The organism is Streptomyces sp. CNZ301 (assembly GCF_004217425.1).
Genome location: NZ_SHLG01000001.1, coordinates 1,903,752 through 1,921,369 on the forward strand (window position 1 = coordinate 1,903,752; position 17,618 = coordinate 1,921,369).

At 71.2% G+C, this 17,618-nt stretch carries 14 protein-coding genes and 1 tRNA gene; 3 read left to right on the forward strand and 12 right to left on the reverse strand.

All coding sequences use genetic code 11. The features are described from left to right. Positions 1-131 precede the first annotated feature (131 nt). Positions 132-545 carry a globin gene (locus tag EV375_RS08325; protein ID WP_130298874.1) on the forward strand — a complete coding sequence of 138 codons (414 nt, stop codon included), beginning with the start codon at positions 132-134 and terminating at the stop codon, positions 543-545. 82 nt (positions 546-627) lie between these two features. On the opposite strand, the gene EV375_RS08330 is transcribed toward EV375_RS08325, so the two are convergent. The 7 genes from EV375_RS08330 to EV375_RS08360 form a co-directional block, all read right to left on the reverse strand. Further along, on the reverse strand, positions 628-1,290 hold the full coding sequence (locus EV375_RS08330) for a DUF8185 domain-containing protein (RefSeq protein WP_130298875.1): 663 nt from the start codon (positions 1,288-1,290) through the stop codon (positions 628-630). Then, positions 1,259-1,702 (reverse strand): acyl-CoA thioesterase, encoded by a 444-nt coding sequence (locus tag EV375_RS08335; protein WP_486588363.1) that lies wholly within the window; start codon positions 1,700-1,702, stop codon positions 1,259-1,261. The genes EV375_RS08330 and EV375_RS08335 overlap by 32 nt, the downstream gene beginning before the upstream one ends. Before the next feature lie 19 nt (positions 1,703-1,721). After that, a complete protein-coding gene (ettA, locus tag EV375_RS08340) occupies positions 1,722-3,386 on the reverse strand; it encodes an energy-dependent translational throttle protein EttA (protein ID WP_130298876.1) in 1,665 nt (554 codons plus the stop codon). Positions 3,387-3,533: 147 nt separating this feature from the next. Further along, a complete protein-coding gene (locus tag EV375_RS08345) occupies positions 3,534-5,036 on the reverse strand; it encodes a thioester domain-containing protein (RefSeq protein ID WP_486588364.1) in 1,503 nt (500 codons plus the stop codon). Between the two features lie 210 nt (positions 5,037-5,246). Then, on the reverse strand, positions 5,247-5,729 hold the full coding sequence (locus tag EV375_RS08350) for a single-stranded DNA-binding protein (protein ID WP_130298877.1): 483 nt from the start codon (positions 5,727-5,729) through the stop codon (positions 5,247-5,249). Positions 5,730-6,006: 277 nt separating this feature from the next. Beyond that, the gene (locus EV375_RS08355; protein WP_486588714.1) at positions 6,007-7,968 is read right to left on the reverse strand and encodes a GTPase; all 1,962 of its coding nucleotides are present in this window, start codon (positions 7,966-7,968) and stop codon (positions 6,007-6,009) included. A gap of 416 nt (positions 7,969-8,384) precedes the next feature. Beyond that, complete coding sequence (locus EV375_RS08360) at positions 8,385-10,133, reverse strand: P-loop NTPase family protein (protein WP_486588365.1); 1,749 nt, start codon at positions 10,131-10,133, stop codon at positions 8,385-8,387. Between the two features lie 341 nt (positions 10,134-10,474). On the opposite strand from EV375_RS08360, the gene EV375_RS08365 reads away from it, so the two are divergent. Further along, positions 10,475-10,547 (forward strand) — tRNA-Arg (locus EV375_RS08365). A 174-nt stretch (positions 10,548-10,721) separates the two neighbouring features. On the opposite strand, the gene ggh is transcribed toward EV375_RS08365, so the two are convergent. From ggh to EV375_RS08390, 5 genes are read right to left on the reverse strand one after another with little or no spacing between them, the layout of a single operon-like run. After that, positions 10,722-12,056: a glucosylglycerate hydrolase gene (ggh, locus tag EV375_RS08370; protein ID WP_130298879.1), complete on the reverse strand. Its 1,335-nt coding sequence runs from the start codon at positions 12,054-12,056 to the stop codon at positions 10,722-10,724. A gap of 1 nt (position 12,057) precedes the next feature. Next, positions 12,058-13,161, reverse strand: coding sequence for an ABC transporter ATP-binding protein (locus EV375_RS08375; protein ID WP_130298880.1), 1,104 nt, complete (start codon positions 13,159-13,161; stop codon positions 12,058-12,060). A gap of 8 nt (positions 13,162-13,169) precedes the next feature. Beyond that, positions 13,170-14,057 (reverse strand): carbohydrate ABC transporter permease, encoded by an 888-nt coding sequence (locus EV375_RS08380; RefSeq protein ID WP_130298881.1) that lies wholly within the window; start codon positions 14,055-14,057, stop codon positions 13,170-13,172. Further along, entirely contained in the window at positions 14,054-14,935 is an 882-nt protein-coding gene (locus tag EV375_RS08385) for a carbohydrate ABC transporter permease (RefSeq protein WP_207228020.1), read from the reverse strand. Before EV375_RS08385 ends, EV375_RS08380 begins: the two co-directional genes overlap by 4 nt. A 1-nt stretch (position 14,936) precedes the next feature. Beyond that, positions 14,937-16,256 (reverse strand): extracellular solute-binding protein, encoded by a 1,320-nt coding sequence (locus EV375_RS08390; protein ID WP_130298882.1) that lies wholly within the window; start codon positions 16,254-16,256, stop codon positions 14,937-14,939. A 210-nt stretch (positions 16,257-16,466) separates the two neighbouring features. Here EV375_RS08390 and EV375_RS08395 point away from each other — a divergent pair, with 210 nt between their 5' ends. After that, positions 16,467-17,567 carry an ROK family protein gene (locus EV375_RS08395; protein ID WP_165434698.1) on the forward strand — a complete coding sequence of 367 codons (1,101 nt, stop codon included), beginning with the start codon at positions 16,467-16,469 and terminating at the stop codon, positions 17,565-17,567. The last annotated feature ends 51 nt before the right edge of the window (positions 17,568-17,618 follow it).

Consider the following 17,618-nt stretch of genomic DNA (forward strand, 5'->3'; position numbering starts at 1 on the left):
GGAGCACCGGCAAGGCACGACCTCGCGCTTCCCTCGTCGGAAAGCCGTCCCCGCCCGCCCCCGGGCGCCCGGCCGCCCGGACCGAGGAGGCCGGAACGACGCCACACGACGGCACGGAGCAATCTGCGACCATGGGGGACGTGATGGAGATTCCGCGCGGCAGCTTGCAGACGCAGACCTTCTACGAGCAGGTCGGAGGCGAGGAGACCTTCCGGCGGCTCGTGCACCGCTTCTACCAGGGCGTCGCCGAGGACCCGCTGCTGCGGCCCATGTACCCGGAGGAGGACCTCGGCCCCGCCGAGGAGAGGCTGACCCTCTTCCTCATCCAGTACTGGGGCGGCCCACGCACTTACAGCGACCAGCGGGGACATCCGCGGCTGCGCATGCGGCACGTACCGTTCAAGGTCGACCGCGCCGCCCACGACGCGTGGCTGAAGCACATGCGGGACGCGGTCGACAGCCTCGACCTCGCACCCGAGCACGAGCGTCAGCTGTGGAACTACCTCGTGTACGCGGCCGGGTCCATGGTCAACTCCCCCGACTGAGCGCCCCGTTCACCGGAAGCCGCGCACGAGCGGAGCGGACAGGCGACCGGGACGCACCGGCCGGCAGCGGCCGCGGACGGGATCAGACGGGGGTGACGCTCAGCCCCGGCGCCTTGTCGCCGCCGCTGCGCACCGCCACCGAACCGGCGGGCGTGCGCAGCCGCAGCCATGAACCGGCCCGGAGAAGCTTCAGCGGCCCCTCGCCCGTGAGGAGACCCAGCGCGTGCGCCGCGTGCGCGGCGCGCAGCGGCATCTGAGTCCTGCCCAGCGGCCGCGACCAGATCTCCTCGGCGAGCGCGTCGAGCGTCTCGCGGGTGCGCTCCCGCGGGCCCAGCTTCTCGGCACGCTCGCGGAATTCGCCGACAGCGGCCGCGGCGACCGCCCGCACCGCGTCCGCGGGGACCTCGCCGAAGACTTCCCAGCCTCCGCGCGGCGGCAGGACGCCCGCCCACGGCGGGCCGGTCACCGCCGCGGGCACCGTGAAGGCCTCGGCCGACTCGTCGACGCCTTCCAGGAGTTCCCCCGCCGAGACGGTCGTGTCGGCCTCCGCCGACTCCAGCAGCCGGGCCGTGCGCACCGCCAGCACCTCGAACCGGGCGGGCTTGGCGAAGAAGCCGACGACGCCGTTCCAGGCCTGGATGCGGACGGCGGCGGCCTTCTCCCAGCGCAGCAGCCGCTTGAGAAAGGCGTCGAGGCCCGCGGCCTCGCCCGGGTCAGCGAATACGAGGCGCGGCCGCGCTGTCATCGAAGTAGCCCTCCAGGAACGCCCGTTCGCCGGCGGTGAGCCGGCGTGGGTGCTCCTTCTCCAGGTCGTAGGGGACGATGACGGTCTCGGCCCGCACGTAGACCGTCCCCGCGTCCTTGATCTCGTAGGCGATGGTGGCCGAGGCCGCGTTCAGCTTCGTCACCCAGGTCTCGACCGTGACCGGCTCGTACCGGTGGAAGAGCGGCTTCAGGTAGTCGATCTCGTGCCGGGCCACCACGCATCCGGCCTTGAACGGTGCCGACTCGTCCTTGGCGGCCACCGCCTCCCCCGCCAGCCGGAACATGAAGTCGATCCGCGCCTCCTCCAGGTAGCGGAGGTGGACGACGTTGTTGACGTGCCCGTAGGCATCCATGTCCGACCAGCGCAGGGGGCACTGGTATGTGTGACGCACGTGAACCGATCAGCCTGCCTCAGCCGCGGGTGAGCTTCTTGTACGTGGCGCGGTGCGGGCGCGCGGCGTCCGGGCCCAGCCGCTCGATCTTGTTCTTCTCGTAGGCCTCGAAGTTGCCCTCGAACCAGAACCACTTGGAGTCGCCCTCGTAGGCGAGGATGTGTGTGGCGACGCGGTCGAGGAACCAGCGGTCGTGGGAGACGACCACGGCGCAGCCGGGGAAGTCCAGCAGCGCGTTCTCCAGTGAGGAGAGCGTCTCGACGTCGAGGTCGTTGGTCGGCTCGTCGAGCAGGAGCAGGTTGCCGCCCTGCTTGAGCGTGAGTGCCAGGTTCAGCCGGTTGCGCTCACCGCCGGACAGCACACCCGCGGGCTTCTGCTGGTCGGGGCCCTTGAAGCCGAAGGCCGACACGTACGCGCGTGAAGGCATCTCGACCTGGCCGACGTTGATGTAGTCCAGCTCGTCGGAGACGACGGCCCACAGCGTCTTCTTGCCGTCGATGTTCGCCCTGCTCTGGTCGACGTAGGAGATCTTGACCGAGTCGCCGACCTTGATGACGCCGGAGTCCGGCTCCTCGAAGCCCTGGATCATCTTGAACAGCGTCGTCTTGCCCGCGCCGTTCGGACCGATCACCCCCACGATGCCGTTGCGCGGAAGCGTGAAGGAGAGGTCGTCGATGAGGACCTTGTCGCCGAAGGCCTTGCTCAGGTGCTCGACCTCGACGACGACGTTGCCCAGGCGCGGGCCCGGCGGGATCTGGATCTCCTCGAAGTCCAGCTTCCGGGTCTTCTCCGCCTCGGCGGCCATCTCCTCGTAACGGGTCAGCCTGGCCCGGGACTTCGCCTGCCGGCCCTTGGCGTTGGAGCGGACCCACTCCAGCTCGTCCTTGAGCCGCTTCGCGCGCTTGGCGTCCTTCTGGCCCTCGACCTTCAGGCGGGACTGCTTCTTCTCCAGGTACGTGGAGTAGTTGCCCTCGTAGCCGATGGCGCGGCCGCGGTCGAGCTCCATGATCCAGCCGGCGACGTTGTCCAGGAAGTACCGGTCGTGGGTGATGGCGACGACGGTGCCCGGGTACTGCGCGAGGTGCTGCTCCAGCCACTGGACGGACTCGGCGTCCAGGTGGTTGGTGGGCTCGTCGAGGAGGAGCAGGTCGGGCTGTTCCAGCAGGAGCTTGCACAGCGCGACGCGGCGCTTCTCACCGCCGGAGAGGGTGGTGACGGACCAGTCGCCGGGCGGGCAGCCCAGGGCGTCCATGGCCTGTTCGAGCTGGGACTCCAGGTCCCACGCGTTGGAGTGGTCGAGCTGCTCCTGGAGCTTGCCCATCTCCTCCATGAGCTCGTCCGTGTACTCGGTCGCCATCTGCTCGGCGATCTCGTTGAAACGGTCGAGCTTGCCCTTGGTCTCGGCGACGCCGGCCTCGACGTTCTCCAGAACGGTCTTCGACTCGTCGAGCGGCGGCTCCTGGAGCAGGATGCCCACGGTGTAGCCGGGAGCGAGCTGTGCGTCGCCGTTGGAGGGCTGGTCGAGCCCCGCCATGATCTTGAGCACCGTCGACTTGCCGGCGCCGTTCGGTCCCACGACACCGATCTTCGCGCCGGGCAGGAAGCTCAAGGTGACGTCGTCAAGGATCACCTTGTCTCCGTGCGCCTTGCGCGCCTTGCGAAGGGTGTAGATGTACTCAGCCAAGAGGAACCGTCCGGCAGTCAGTAGTTTTCGGTGTGCGGCTGCGCCGCATGGGCATACGGCACCCATCTTGCCGCACAAGGGCCCGCACCCCGAAACGGGGCGGAATGATGCACAAGCTTGCGGCTGCCGCCATGGGCGGGCGCCGGCTCACATTGGGTGAACGCCGCCGTCGTCCGGATTCTTCCTGCGGACCGCCAGCACGCCCAACGCGCCGAGCACCACGAGGCCGACCGCCGTGCCGGCCATCAGCACGGTGCCGCTCGCGCCGGTCTCGGCGAGATCGCCTCCCGCGGCCCCGCCGACCGCCGTCCCGCCGCCCACCGTGGCCGTCCGCAGCTGCGACGCCCCCTCGGCGTCCGTTCCGGCCGCCGCGACGGGCACCGAGCTCTTGGTGGCGCAGTCCAGCACGCCCGTGAAGTACCTCGTCACGCCGTGCCGGCCCTTGAGCGGAATCCGGTACGGCTGGTCCTCCCCCACCGGCACCGTGAACGTCCGGCTGCTCGCCTCCGCGACCGCGTGCTCGCGGCCGGCGAGCCGGAAGCGGAACGAGCGCTCACCGGCGTTGGCGACGGTGAAGGTCACGCCCTCCCCGGCACAGCTCTTCTCCGCCTGCACGGCGGGTATCGCTCCGCCCTTCGACCACTTGACCGTTGCACTCGCGGAGAGCGCCGACCGGCTGGACCCGGCGAGGATCTGCGCCTGGCTCGCGACATGACCGCCCACGCCCGTGAACGCACGCCCGACCGGCACCTTCGTAGCGGCCTGCACCGTCAGCGAGCCCTCACCGTTCCGCCGTTCCTCCGGCACTTCGAGGTACAGCTCGGCGCCGTCCCGCACCGAGGTCACCGGCTTGCCGTCGCGGCCCACGATCCGGGCGCCCGGCGAGTCGGAGCCGGGCGTCTGCGAGACGGAGACCCCGGGCGCTCCGGTACGCACCGTGAAGGGGCCGAGCCGGCTGCCGCTTCGCCGGGCCAGGCTCTCAGGGCCGAGGGACAGCGACGCCTCGGGCTCCGCCATCCGCCGGGCCGACCGCTCCAGGTGATCGGCCAGCTTCGCGGCGGCGGGATCGACCGCGTCGATGCGGACGCCGCCGCTCTTGCCGGGGCCTTCCGCCCGGCCGTCCGTGAAGCGCCATATCGCCACCTGCGTGCCCGCGGCCGCAGTCTGCGGCGACAGCTTCCCCGCGCGGGACGTCTTCGCGAGAGCCCCCAGGTCGTCCACCTGCGGGTAGGAGTGCCTGAGTATCCAGAGGATCTTGCCGGCGTCGGGGTTGTCGTACAGCGACGTACGGCCCCAGTCCGTCTCGCCGTAACGCGCGTGCTGCTGCGTGGGGTTGTCCACGTCGAGACCGTAGGTCTGCAGCCTGCCGCCCCCGTCGACGGCCATCTCGAAAAGCCCGGCGCCGGTGGTCAGCTCCTCGCCACGCTCGTGGACGACTGCCTGGCCGTAGGTCTTCAGCCCCTCCAGAGTCGCAGTGGCACCACCCTGCCGTGACGGCTCGTCACCGGTCGCCGCGGCGGCCGGAGCAGCCGTGGCCGTCACGCCTGCGGCAAGCAGAACGGCGGTCAGCAGTGCGGCGGCAGAACCTCGCACCGCACGTGCGGCCCTGTGCCCGCCCATGACGGTCACGACTCCGCGCACGAACCTCATGAAATTCCCCTCCGGGCGGCACTGGCACGACAGTTGAGCGGTCACCGCAGTGACCGGATGGTCGCGTCGTGCTGTCCCGCCGCAAGCACTGAAACCCCGTCAGCCACGCGGGGGATCGTAGGGAGCGGATGGCGCCCGGTCCCCGCAGATCCGGCCGTTCAAGCGTTCCGACTCGCAATCGTTATCTGCGAATCCGGCGGACCGGGACGATCAAGGCCCGGCCGACTGACCTGGAACATTGGGCTCCGCTACGTCCGCGGCAGGCTCCGGAACGCCGGGCAGGGACTCGTCGCCCGCAGCGCTCCGGCCGTTGCCGGTGAGACCCCGCCGGGCCGGTGAGACCCGCACGAAGGCCGATGTGCCGCGCGAGAGATCGTGCCCGACCGACGAGGCGGAGAGCTCCGCGGAGACGTAGTGCTGCCCGTCGCGCGCGGACTCCTGGATGCGGAACTGACCGGTCACGATGACCGGTTCACCGACCATCACCGAGGAGGCCACGTTCTCGGCGAGCCCCCTGCGGGCCCAGACCGTGTAGAAGCTCGTACCGGCGTCGGACCAGACGCGCTCCTGCGGGTCGAATCGCCGCACCGTGCTGGCGAGCCTGAACCGGGCCAGCGGCACGCCCGACGCCGTCGTCCTGAACTCGACCCGCGTCGCGACGTTCCCCACGACCGTCACATGCGTCTCGTTCATACGCCCCCTCTTCAGAGCCTTCCGCGCCGGCATGACTGCATTTCACCGGCGGCTGGTCGCCCCCGGATTCCACCGGCAGCTGGTCGCCCCCGGCGCTCGTTCCGCCGGGGTGGATCCAGCTTGCACCGATCACGGAAAGCACGGAAAAAACAGCTCTGATCTGGGGAATACCTGAGAGTTGTGGACAACTGGGTCACCCGCACGAGGTTTCAACCGGCTCTGGAGGCCGGTTTGCCGGGACTCGTGCGGCGGCCCACCGGGCCCGGCCCCGGCCCCGCTACAGCGCCGTGCCCTCGCCCGCGGCGATGACGTACTGCTCGCGCACCTCCCGGTAGCGCAGCAGCTCCGCGGCGACGGGTTCCAGCACATGCACCTGACCGCACCCCGTCACCAGCCGCCTCAGCCGCCACTCCTCACGCCTGCCGTGCTCGGCCGCGGGACCGCGGGCGGCGAACCTGCATCCCCACGACAGGAGAGAACCGGCGAGCACACCTCCGAGGAGGAGCGCAACGCCCACCCACTGCGCGACGAGGTCCACTCCCAGCGTCGTTCCCGCCAGACACGCCGCGCCCGCCAGCTGGGCCAGCAGCAGGACCAGTTGCGCCACGAGCGCGAGGTTCCACCAGAACGGGCGGCGGGGCGCCGCCGGGCCCACCGCCTCCGGGGCAGCCGCCTCCGCGTACTCGGCCCTCCTGCTTCCGGACGCCCCGCCGTGGGAGCTCCAGCCGTCCGGCTCGGTCCCCTCACGCAGCATCTCGTCCAGCGCCTCGGGCAGTCCGGCGGCGCCGCGCCAGGCGGCGTCCCGCACCGACCTTCGCCAGGTCTCGGGCAGCCCGGACGCTGCCTGGTCGACCACCGTGCGCACCGCATGGGCCACCACGGGCCGCGCCACCCGGTGCGGGGCGCCACCGTCCGCCGGCGCCCCGTGCACGGCCGAGGCGTCCTCGTCGGCCCCGTACTGCTCGAGCACCTCGCTGGGCACGTCGAGGTGCTGGTCACCGTGCGCCTCACCGGCTGTGCCGCCGGAGACGCCGCCCGGAGCCTCACCGGAGACGTCGCCGCCGTCGGCCGCGGACTCCGCGGCAGGGCCGGCGGTGCTCCCGGCCGCCGCGAGGGCAGCGGCCTTCTTGCGGGAGCGGCGTGCCTCGCAGCGGTGCCGCAGCTGCGCCCACGGGGTTCCGCAGGCCCGTTCGGCGTGCCGCAGCCACGCCCGTTCTGCGGCCTGTCCTGCGACCACCGCGCCTGCCGCGCGGGCGAGTTGGTCGGAGAAGACCTCCCGCACGTCCTCCGTGAGGCCCGTCGGGGAGTTCGCCGCCGTCACGGGTCCCGTCGTCTCGTACGACGGCCTCAGCCGCTGCACCACGACGTCCAGGTCGGCGCTCAGCCGCAGCGAGGCGGCCCTGCGCTCGGCCACGAAAGCTGCGAGTTCCTTGCGGAGTTCGTCGATCCCCTCCCCGGCCAGCGCCGAAGTCGCCAGCACGCGCGCGCCCGGCTCGCCGTGCTCACCGAGGGCCATCCCGTCCTCGTCCAAAAGCCGCCGCAGGTCGTTGAGGACGGCGCCCGTCGCGTCGCCGGGCAGCCGGTCGGTCTGGTTCAGGACGATGAATGTGACCTCGGCGTATCCGGCCAGGGGGCGCAAGTAGCGCTCGTGCAGCACGGCATCCGCGTACTTCTCGGGGTCGACCACCCACACGACCGCGTCGACGAGCCGCAGCAGCCGCTCCACTTGTTCCCGGTGGCCCTCCGCCGCCGAGTCGTGATCGGGGAGGTCGATCAGGATGAGCCCTTCCAGCTCGCTGCGCGCCCCCTCGTCGATCCGCCCTCTCCAGTCGGACTCCGGGCGCATCAGGCGGCGCGTGGACGGCGGGATGCCGAGACGGTCCAGGAGCCCGTCGGCGGGGCCCGCTCCGGGCACCTCCCAGGAACAGGCGACGGGTGTGGCCGTCGTCGGCCGGCGCATGCCGGCCTGCGAGAGACGCGTTCCGGCAAGGGCGTTGAAGAGGGACGACTTGCCGCTTCCCGTGGCTCCCGCGATCGCGACGGTGGTGTATCTGCGGGAGAGCCGCTCGCGCGCGTCGGCGGCGTCGAGTACGCGGTCGGCCTCTGCGAGCAGCTGCCTGGGAAGGCGCGTTCTCGACAGGTCGACAAGTCTCCGCAGGGCTGCCATACGGCGGCCCAGTTCGCTCTGCACGCCCGACGCCTGGCTCTCGTACAACTCGTGGGGGTGTGTGTCCCTCATCGGCCAACCCGTCATGGTCTGGTCCGGCAGCTTCCCCCTCAGGGAAGGCTCCCGGGTCCCGGCGGCGGCGCCCGTGTCACCACCGCGGCCTGCGGAGCTCCGTCCGCCTGCCAGGTCCTCCGGCGGTTCCGGCTCGGGTTCCGTTCCCCACAGCGCGGCGGCCCTCGACCGTCCCTGCCGCTCGCCGGGGGCCCGGCGGGCGATCAGCCCGTCGTCCCAGGCCCGCTCCTCGCCCGCGCCCGCGGACTCGTTGCCCTCGCCCGCTTCGCCGGAGCCGTGGGGTCCGCCGGCCGGTGCGGGTTGCGTTCCCTGTTGGGCGCCGTGTCCCGGACCGCGGTCCGGGGCGTGAGACGCGGGAGCGGTCTGTTCCTCATCGCACGTGCCGTCGGCCCGGACATCCGCTGTGGACACTTCGGTCACCTCTCCGTCTGCGACTGCGACAACTTCCGTGCTTCGGGTTCCGACCGCGCCGCCGCCTCCGCCTTGCGCAGCACCGACAGCGCGGCGATGAGATCGACCTGCGGTTCAGGCCCGGCCTCGAGCGCGTCCAGCGGTGCCAGACGCCTGTCGCGCTCCCCGTACAGCGCCCGCTCGACGTACGTCGCCAGCAGCCGGATGCCGCACTCGCGCAGGCGCCGGGCGCTCGGCTCCCCGAAGGCGCCCGCGAGGCTGCGGTACGCGCCGGCGGCCCGGCCTCCGCCCACGAGCGCCGTCGCCAGCATCGCCGCGGCCTCCTCCGCGTCGCGCCCGAACCCGTGGTCCACGGCGCGCGCTTCCTCCTCGCACAGTTCCTCGAGGCAGCGGCGCCAGCGCCGTACGAGCAGGTTCATCCGGCCCCGTCCGTCGGCGGCGTCCTGACCGGCTCCCCTGCCGCGTACCGCCTGTCCGGTGGCGATGGCCGTGATCTCGGCGCCGGGCGTGGCCGGGTCCTGGCGCCACGCGTCGGCCACGCGCTCGTCGGCCGCGGCGACGGAGGAGGCGAGGAGCGTGGTCAGCGCCGTCTCGAAGGCGTCCAGGACTTCCTCGGCGCGACTGTCGACGGGGAATCCGCGCCAGATCGCGGCCGCGTCGCCGGCGAGGAGTTCACCGACCGCGATGTTCCGGCGCACCCGCACCCGGGCTGTCTCGTAGGCCTCGTCGATGTGCCCGGTCAGCCGCATCGCGGCGGCGTGCTGCGCGGCCGAGGCGTTCGCCAGCGACGCGACGCGCGAGCGCAGCGATGCGAGTGCCCCCGCCGCGGTCCGGCGCCCCGCCACCGCGCGCGCCGCCGGGTCGAGGGCCCGCTGCGTCAGCCAGTTGCGCAGGCCGGCGACGGCGGTGGCCGGGAGCAGGCCCGAGCCCGCCGCGGATTCCGGCAGTTCGGGGACGGTGAAGCGCGGAACGTCGGCCAGGCCCTCGCGGATCAGCAGCGACCCGTACTGGCGTGCCACGTCGGAGGCGATCTGGTGCGGCACCCGGTCCAGGACGGTGACGAGCGTGACGTCGTACTCCCGCGCGGTGCGCAGTAGATGCCACGGCACCGCGTCCGCATAGCGCGCGGCGGTCGTCACCAGCACCCAGATGTCGGCGGCGCAGAGAAGTTCGGCCGCGAGGTCGCGGTTGGAGGCGATGAGGGAGTCGATGTCGGGAGCGTCGAGCAGCGCGAGGCCGGGCGGGAGGGCGGTGTCGGTCTCGATGCGCAGGGGGCGCTCGTCCTCCCCCTCCCGGCCGTCGTCGGTGCCGAGCAGCTCCTCGGCCGAGCAGCCCAGCACGTCGTCGTCGGGGCCGGCCGCGGGCCCGTCCTGGCGAGGCATCCATACGCGGCTGAGGCGGGGCAGGACACGCTGCCCCGCGAACCAGTGCTCGTCCTCGGGGTGGCAGACGAGCACGGGCGTACGCGTCGTGGGACGCAGCACGCCCGCCTCGCTGACCCTGCGCCCCACGAGCGAGTTGACGAGTGTCGACTTCCCGGCGCCCGTGGAACCGCCGACCACCGCGAGCAGCGGGGCCTTGGGGGCACGCAGTCGCGGCATGAGGTAGTCGTCGAGCTGGGCGAGGAGTTCGTCCCGGCAGCGGCTCGCGCGGTCTGCGCCGGGGAGCGGCAACGGAAAGCGTGCGGCGGCGACGCCATCGCGGAGCGCCGACAGTGCGTCGAGCAGTTCAGGCCGTACGTTCAAGATCGCCACATGGGCAGAATGCCCAAACTTGGTTCCTTTTTGAAGCGTATCCACGGTTCTGCGCGGCAAAAACAATCGGTTTCGGGCGCGAAGGGAGCCATTCGCACCATGTGACCCACAGGTCGAGCCCGTCCCGACCGGCGCAGCCATAACGACTGAGCAACACCCGTGCGGCTCACAGCGAAAACCGCTGCACGAATCGCACCAGCCTGCGATTATCGGGAACGCTTCACTGAACCTCCACAAGGTGTCGCGGACGTGAAGCACGCAGCGCCAGCCACGGGGGCCCCTATCCTTGACCGGGCCACGGTCGCCCTGAGGCACGCCCACCCTCCGCGACCGAGAGACCGGCCCCCGTAGCTCAGTGGATAGAGCAGGCGCCTTCTAAGCGCTTGGCCGCAGGTTCGAGTCCTGCCGGGGGCGCACGCGAACGCCGTCCTCTACGCACGTAGAGGACGGCTTTTCACAGGTCATGTGCGGTGGCGGGACCCCTTCGACGCGCTCCGGCCGATCAGACTCGCCGCGCCGGCGGACCGAAGCGCGGGCACGGGCCGTCGGCGCGTGACGGCCTCGCCGCCCCGGATTCCGGCCGGCGTGCTACTCCCGGCCCAACCAGCCCAGCGCCACCGCGGCGGTCCAGGACTGGTTGAAGCTGCCCAACGGCTCACCGGTGAACGGCTCGTAGTACTCCCCGAAGGTCAGGTCACCCAGCTGGCGCAGCGACTCGGTGCGGATGGCGTCGGCCAGAGCGGTGGCGCCGTGCCGCGACAGCGCCCAGTACATCAGCCAGTTGATCACCGGCCACTGCGGGCCGCGCCAGTAGGAGCGGGGTTTGAAGTCGGCGCTGTGAGGGGCGGTGGAAGGCGGGACGGCGTACCGCAGCCGGGGGTGCCCGCACCACTGCTCACCTGCGAACAGGTCGAGTTGGCGGCGCATCACCTCCTCGTCGCCGCCGCTGATCAGGGGGGCGAAGCCGGCGATGGTCCGGGTGTCGACCCACTCGCCTGTCGCGACGTTGCGGTCCCGGGCGAGTCCGGTGCCGGGGGAGACGGAGGACAGCACGCCCGTGCGGAACCTGGCGGCCAGCGAACGCAGTTCGGCGGCGTCGTCGCCGCGGCCGAGTCCGTCGCCGAGTTCGGCGAGGACGTCGCTGGCCACCGCCATGATGGCGGACATGAACACATCGGACATGCGGAAGTCGACGGCCTCGCGCACCTTCTCGTCGTCGTAGTCGACCTCCCGCATCTGCCGTACCAGCCACAGGTAGCGTTGGTACTCGGCGTCCGTCGGGCGTTGGTCGGCGTCGGTGACGTGCGCGAGGTCGTGACGGCGCAGCACCAACGGGTCACCCGTGGGCTGGATCGCGGAGTACGCGGCGTCCCAGCGGGGGGAGTTGTCCATGCCGGACTCCCAGCCGTGGTGGATCTCCAGCAGCCCGCGCTGCCCGGGGTCGCGCACCCGGGCGAGCCAGCGGTGCCAGGCAAGCCATTGGTCGAAGGTGCGGGCCACGAACGCCTCGGCCTGCTCGCGGGCGGGTCCGCCGAGCCGCCGCCCGGCCTGAAGCACCTGCTGCACGGCGATGGCGTGCACCGGGGGCTGGCAGATGCCCGAGGTCTCAACGCCCGTCGGTGCTGCGGCGGCCCTACGGGTGTCCCAGACCTCCGGCCCGGGAAAGTAGTCGGTGCCGGGGGCGAACACGATGTGCGGGACCATGCCGGTGGACCACTGGGCGGCCAGCAGCACCTCGAGTTCGGCGACAGCGCGTGGGACGGAGACCGTGGCCAGGCCGATGGAGATGAACGCCGCGTCCCAACTCCACTGATGGGGATAGAGCTTGGGAGCCGCTGTGGTGAGCGTTCCGGTGTCGTTGGCGCGCAGCACGTAGGCGGCGTGCGCGGCCAGCCTGGGCGCGGATTCGTTCGGGGCAGCCACTTCAGGCGTCCTCCAGCAGTAGTGAACTCTCGGGGTCGTACGCGCGCAGGTGCGCGGGGCGCAGGGTCAGGAACACCCGCGAACCTGGTTCGGCGCGGAAGGTGGCGGGGGCCTGGACCTTCACCTCGTGTCCGGCCAGCCGGACGGTGAGCAGGACTGCGGAGCCAGTCGGCTCGACGACCTCCACCTCGGCGGGAAGCGCGCCGCCCGTCCCCGGGTCGGCGGTGATCCCGATGTTCTCGGCGCGCACGCCCATCAGCACCGGTCGGCCGGCGAAGGACGCGAGGTGGCCCGGGGCGGGCCAGCTCAGGTCGCCGAGCGTCAGCCGGGACGTCGCGCCCGCGCCGGGCGGGCCGTCCGCCACCTGGACCGGGAGGAAGTTCATCGGGGGCGCGCCGAGGAACCCGCCCACGAAGCTGTCGGACGGCCGGTCGTAGACGTCGATCGGGCTGCCCAGCTGGGCGATGCGGCCCTCGCGCATCACCGCCACCCGGTCGCCGAGTGAGAGGGCCTCGGCCTGGTCGTGGGTGACGTAGACGGTGGTGGTGCCTATCTGCTGCACGATCCGCTTGAACTCGGACCGGAACTGGAGGCGGAGCAGGGCGTCGAGGTTGGACAGCGGTTCGTCCATGAGCAGCACGTCGGCGTCGACGACGATGGCGCGGGCCACCGCGACTCGCTGGCGCTGCCCGCCGGAGAGCTGGGAGGGGTAGCGGTCCAGGTAGTCGCCGAGGTTCAGCAGTTCGGCAGCACGGGCCACCCGCTTCGCGATCTCCGTCTTGGGAACTTTGGCGATCGCGAGGCCGAAGCCGATGTTCTGCCGGACCCGCATGTGCGGAAATATGGCGTAGGACTGGAAGACCATCGAGATGTTGCGCCGGCGGGCGGGCACCTGGGTCACGTCCCTGCCGCCGATGCTGATGGTGCCGGCGTCCGGGCTCTCCAGTCCGGCGATCATGCGCAGCAGGGTGGTCTTCCCACAACCGCTCGGACCGACCAGGACCAGCAGCTCGCCGTCGGCGATGTCCAGGCTGACGTCGTCGGTGGCGGGCCGGCTGGTGCCGGGGTAGGTCTTCCGGATGCCGCGCAGGTGTATGTCGGTCATGTCGTTCCTTAACGGAGGGTCGTGCCCCACATGTTCAGCAGGTACCGGCGCATCAGCGCGATGAACAGCAGCGCGGGGATGACGAGGGCGAAGCCGCCGGCGTACCGGTACGTGAGAGGTGAGTTGTTGAGCGCGCTGAGCACCTGGGCGGGCAGTGTGCGGCGGTCGAGGGTGAGGATGGAGGCGCCGAGGACCTCGTTCCAGGAGGTGACGAACGTGAACAGCGCCGCCGCAGCGATGCCGGGCAGAGCCTGCGGCAGCACCACGCGGGCGAAGCCCGCGAGCGGTGAGGCCCCGAAGACGGTCGCCGCCTCTTCGTGGTCGCGTGGCACCGCGACGAAAACCGAGGTGGTGATCAGCACCGTGGTGGGCAGCGCCAGTGCGGTGTGCAGCAGCGTCACGGCATATGTCGAGTCGTACAGCCCGGTGTTGAGGAACATCTGCGCCAGCGGGACCGAGAGCACCACGATCGGCAGCGCCCGGGTCAGCAGCATGAACAGCTGGTACGCGTCGCGCCCCCGGAAGGCGTAGCGGGCCAGGGCGTAGCCGGCCGGAACGCCCAGCACCAGGGACAGCGCCAGCGAGGCCAGACCGACCTGGAGGGAGTTCGTCAGCCCGGCCACCACGCCGGTGGAGTTGAGGAACGCCTGCATCGTGGCCGTCGACAGGTCGGTGGGCAGCAGCGAGAGCGGGAACGCGTCGAGCGTCTCGGGGGTCGAGAACGCGGCCAGCGTGATCAGATAGAGCGGTGCCGTCATCGCCAGCGAGACGAGGACGCAGGCCACGTGCAGGGCGACCCGGGGACGGCGCCGCGGCCGTCCCGGCTCGGCCGTGGTCCGCGGACCGGCGGCGGACCAAGTGGCTTCGGCTTCGGCTTCGGAGTGCTGAACTGTCATCGGGCGCTCCCCCTGGGAGTACGTTCGCGCAACGCCCGCAGGTAGACCACCGAAGTCACCATGGACAGCGCCAGGACCACCAGGGCGATGGCCGCCGCCACGTCCGGGTTCTGGAGCGAGGTGTACCAGTGGTAGGTCTCGCCCACGAGCAGCGGGAAGTTGTCGCCGGTCAAGGCCTGCGCCACGGCGAAGGTCTGGAAGGCGAGGATGGTGCGCAGGATCAGGGCGACCTGGAGGCTGGGACGCAGCTGCGGCAGCAGCACGTAGCGCAGCCGCTGCCAGTACGTCGCGCCGAACACCTCGGCGGCCTCCTCGTAGTCCCTCGGGATGCCCTGCATCCCCGCCACCACGATGACCAGGACCAGTGAGGTGGCGCGCCAGACCTCGGCGACCAGGATGCACAGGAAGACGGTCAGCGGGTGCTGGTAGGAGAGCCAGGAGTAGGTCGGCAGCCCCAGGTCGTGCAGCACCGAGTTGAGGTAGCCGCGGTCACTGAAGATCGACAGCCAGACCAGCCCGGCCGCCAGGTCGCTGATCGCCAGCGGGATGACCCAGGTGTAGAACCACAACTGGGAGAACCGGGGCCGGGCACGCAGCATCAGGGCCATCGAGATGGCGAAGGCGAACTGGAGCGGGATCACCACGGTGATCAGCAGTACGGTGTTGCGCACCGACGGCCAGAACTGCGAGTCGCCGGTCATCGTCCGCAGGTTGTCCAGGGTGAACCCGTCCGGCCCGTGCACCGCCTGGCCGATGCCGACGATGAGCGGCCAGACGAACAGCGCGAGCATGAACAGGGTGGAGGGGGCGAGGAGGGAGGCCACCGCTCCGCGCGGACGGCCCGAGCCGCGGCGGCGCTTCAGGAGCGTCGTGGCCACCTCACGCCACCTGGCAGGTCTTGCCCTCGACAGCCTCGTCCGGTGCCCAGCACTCCGCCTTCACCTCTGACAGCAGGCTGTTGAGCTTCTTGGCCCGGCTGTCGAGTACCGGCTGGATCGGCTTGTCCTGCAAGCAGATCTGGGTGAAGCACTCCTTGAAGGCCTCGGATATCTCGCCGTCCTTCGCCCCCACGCCGACGGGCGGCAGGGCGGTGATGGCGTCCTTGGCGTCCTGCTGGCGGGAGAAGGCGTCGGCCCCCAGGGCGATGGCGGCCGGAAGACCGCTGGGCATCTTGCCGCCGACAGTGGGGGCGAATCCGTTCTTCTTCAGGACGTCGCCCTGCGCGCCGGGGGTGCACAGCGCTTTGATCACCTTGCGGGCGTCGTCCTGCCGCGGCGCGCCCTTCAGGATGCCGAGGCCGGCCACCACCAGCATGAAGCCCAGGCCCTTGGGTCCGCGCGGCGCCGGCACCATCTGCCAGTCGTCCGGGTTCTTCGCCGGCGCGCCGAGCAGCCGTGCGAGGTGATCCCAGGCGACCAGTACCTCACCGCGTGCCAACGGCTCCTGCATGTAGGCGTAGTTGGTCGACGCCGGGGCCGAGACCGACCACAGGTCCTTCATGTACTTCCATGCCTGCACCGCGTCCGGGCTGCGGAACGGCACGACCTGGCCGCCCGTGAAGCTGGGCAGCAGGAAGCCCTGGAAGAACCGGTGGTACAGCCCGTTCGGCCCGGCCGGCATGCCGAAGATCGGCCGTCCGGCGCCGCGCTTGCCGGCGGTCATCCAGTCGAGGAACTGGTCGTAGGTGAGGTCCTGAACGTCGGCGCCCTTGGGCAGCCATTGCAACGCCTTCTTGTTGACAGCGAGTACGTACGAGGTCTGCATCCACGGGACGTACTTCGGCTTGGAGCCGCCGAACGCGGCGATGTCGGTGAGCCGTTGCGGGATACCGGCCCCCGACAGCTCGCCGAGCAGGTCGTCGGTGTCGGCCAACTGGTCGGCGTACGGGGCGAGATCGCCGTGGAGCCCGCCGAGTAGGCTGACGGACAGCTTCTTGGCCTTGAGCTGGGCGGTGAGGGTGGTCGCGAAGTCGCCCGCCTCGACGGCGGTGAAGGCGACCGAGGTGCCCTTGACCCGGTCTTTCAGGATCGCTTTGAAGCGCTGCTTCTCCTCGACCGGACTGAACTGGGTGGACAGGAAGCTCAGGGCTCCATTGCCGGCCCCGGTGGTGGACGCCCCGCCGCAAGCCGAGAGCAGGGCGGCGGCGGCGCCGCCGAGACCGGCACCGAGCACGGAGCGCCGGGAGGTGTGGACAGCCATCATCGGCCTCCATGGGTAGCTGAGAAGGTGAGAAGCGCATAACGTAAAATGCACTTACGTAAATCGAGGTTGCGTTAGTAACACCTGCGGGCCACGGGCTCGTCAAGAGGGGGGACGAGATTGGATACTCCGCAAGGAGACGGAACGGGACAGAGCACCCCATATCGAGCATCCGCTGCAACCTCCGGAAAGCTCCTGTCCGTTATCAGATTGGGCGACGGCTGGACTCGCCAGCAGCTGCTCGAGACCACCGGCATGTCCCGGCCGACTCTTCTGGCGCGGCTCGGCCCGCTCGCTGCAGCCGGACTGATCTACGAGACCGGAGCCCGCGCCGCACCCCGGGGCCGTCCGGCCCAGCTCATCCGGTTCGACGACCGCCACCTGCGGATCCTCACCGTCGACGTCGGCCACACCCGGGCGCGAGTGAGCGTCACCGACATCTACGGCGGCGAACTGCGGTCCCGGCAGCTGCCGGTGGACATGTACGAGGCGGATGCCGACACAACTCTGGGGCTGCTGCTGGATCTCGCCACGGAGTTGCTGGACGGCGGCGCCCCGGAGGAACGGCTGGTCGGCATCGGCATGGGCCTGCCCGCACCGATCGACCCCGGCACCGGGCTGCCGAAGCGTGCCTGGATCATCCCGAAGTGGAGCGGTCACCCCGTCAAGGCGCGCATCCAGGAGCGGTGGAACGTCCCGGTGCTGCTGGAGAACGACGCGCGGGCACTGGCCCTGGGCGAGTCGACCGTCCACGACGCAGGCACCCTGCTGGCGGTGAAGTGGTCCAACGGCATCGGCGCCGGCCTCGTGGTGGACGGCCGGCTGCACGGCGGAGAGGACGGGGCGGCCGGCGACATCGGGCACATCAGGATCCCCTCGTCACGGCAGCCCGACTGCCGCTGCGGGCTGCAGGGCTGCCTGGCCGCGTACTCCTCCGGGCACGCCCTGCTGCGCGAACTCGACCTGCCCAGCCTGGACGAGATCGTGCGGCGGAACGAGGCCGGCGACCCTCGGGTGGGCAAGGCCCTGGACGCCGCCGGTGGCCATGTCGGCGACGTGCTGGCCATGTTGATCTCCATGCTCAACCCCAAGGTGCTGGTGCTCGGCGGCATGATCGGCCGGATCCCCAAGGTGGTCGACGCGGTCAGCCACCAGGTGCGCACCACCGCCCTGAGCCACAGCACCGCCGGCCTGACCGTCGTGCCCGGAACACTGGGCGAGCAGGCCGTCCCTGTCGGCCTGGCGCGCCTGGTCGCCGATCACGTGCTGGACCCGGCGCTGGTCGACGCCTCGCTCGAAGGAGGCGCATGATCCGGCGCCGAGGGCGGGCTCGCACGCAACAGGCCGGCCGGGCCGGTGAGG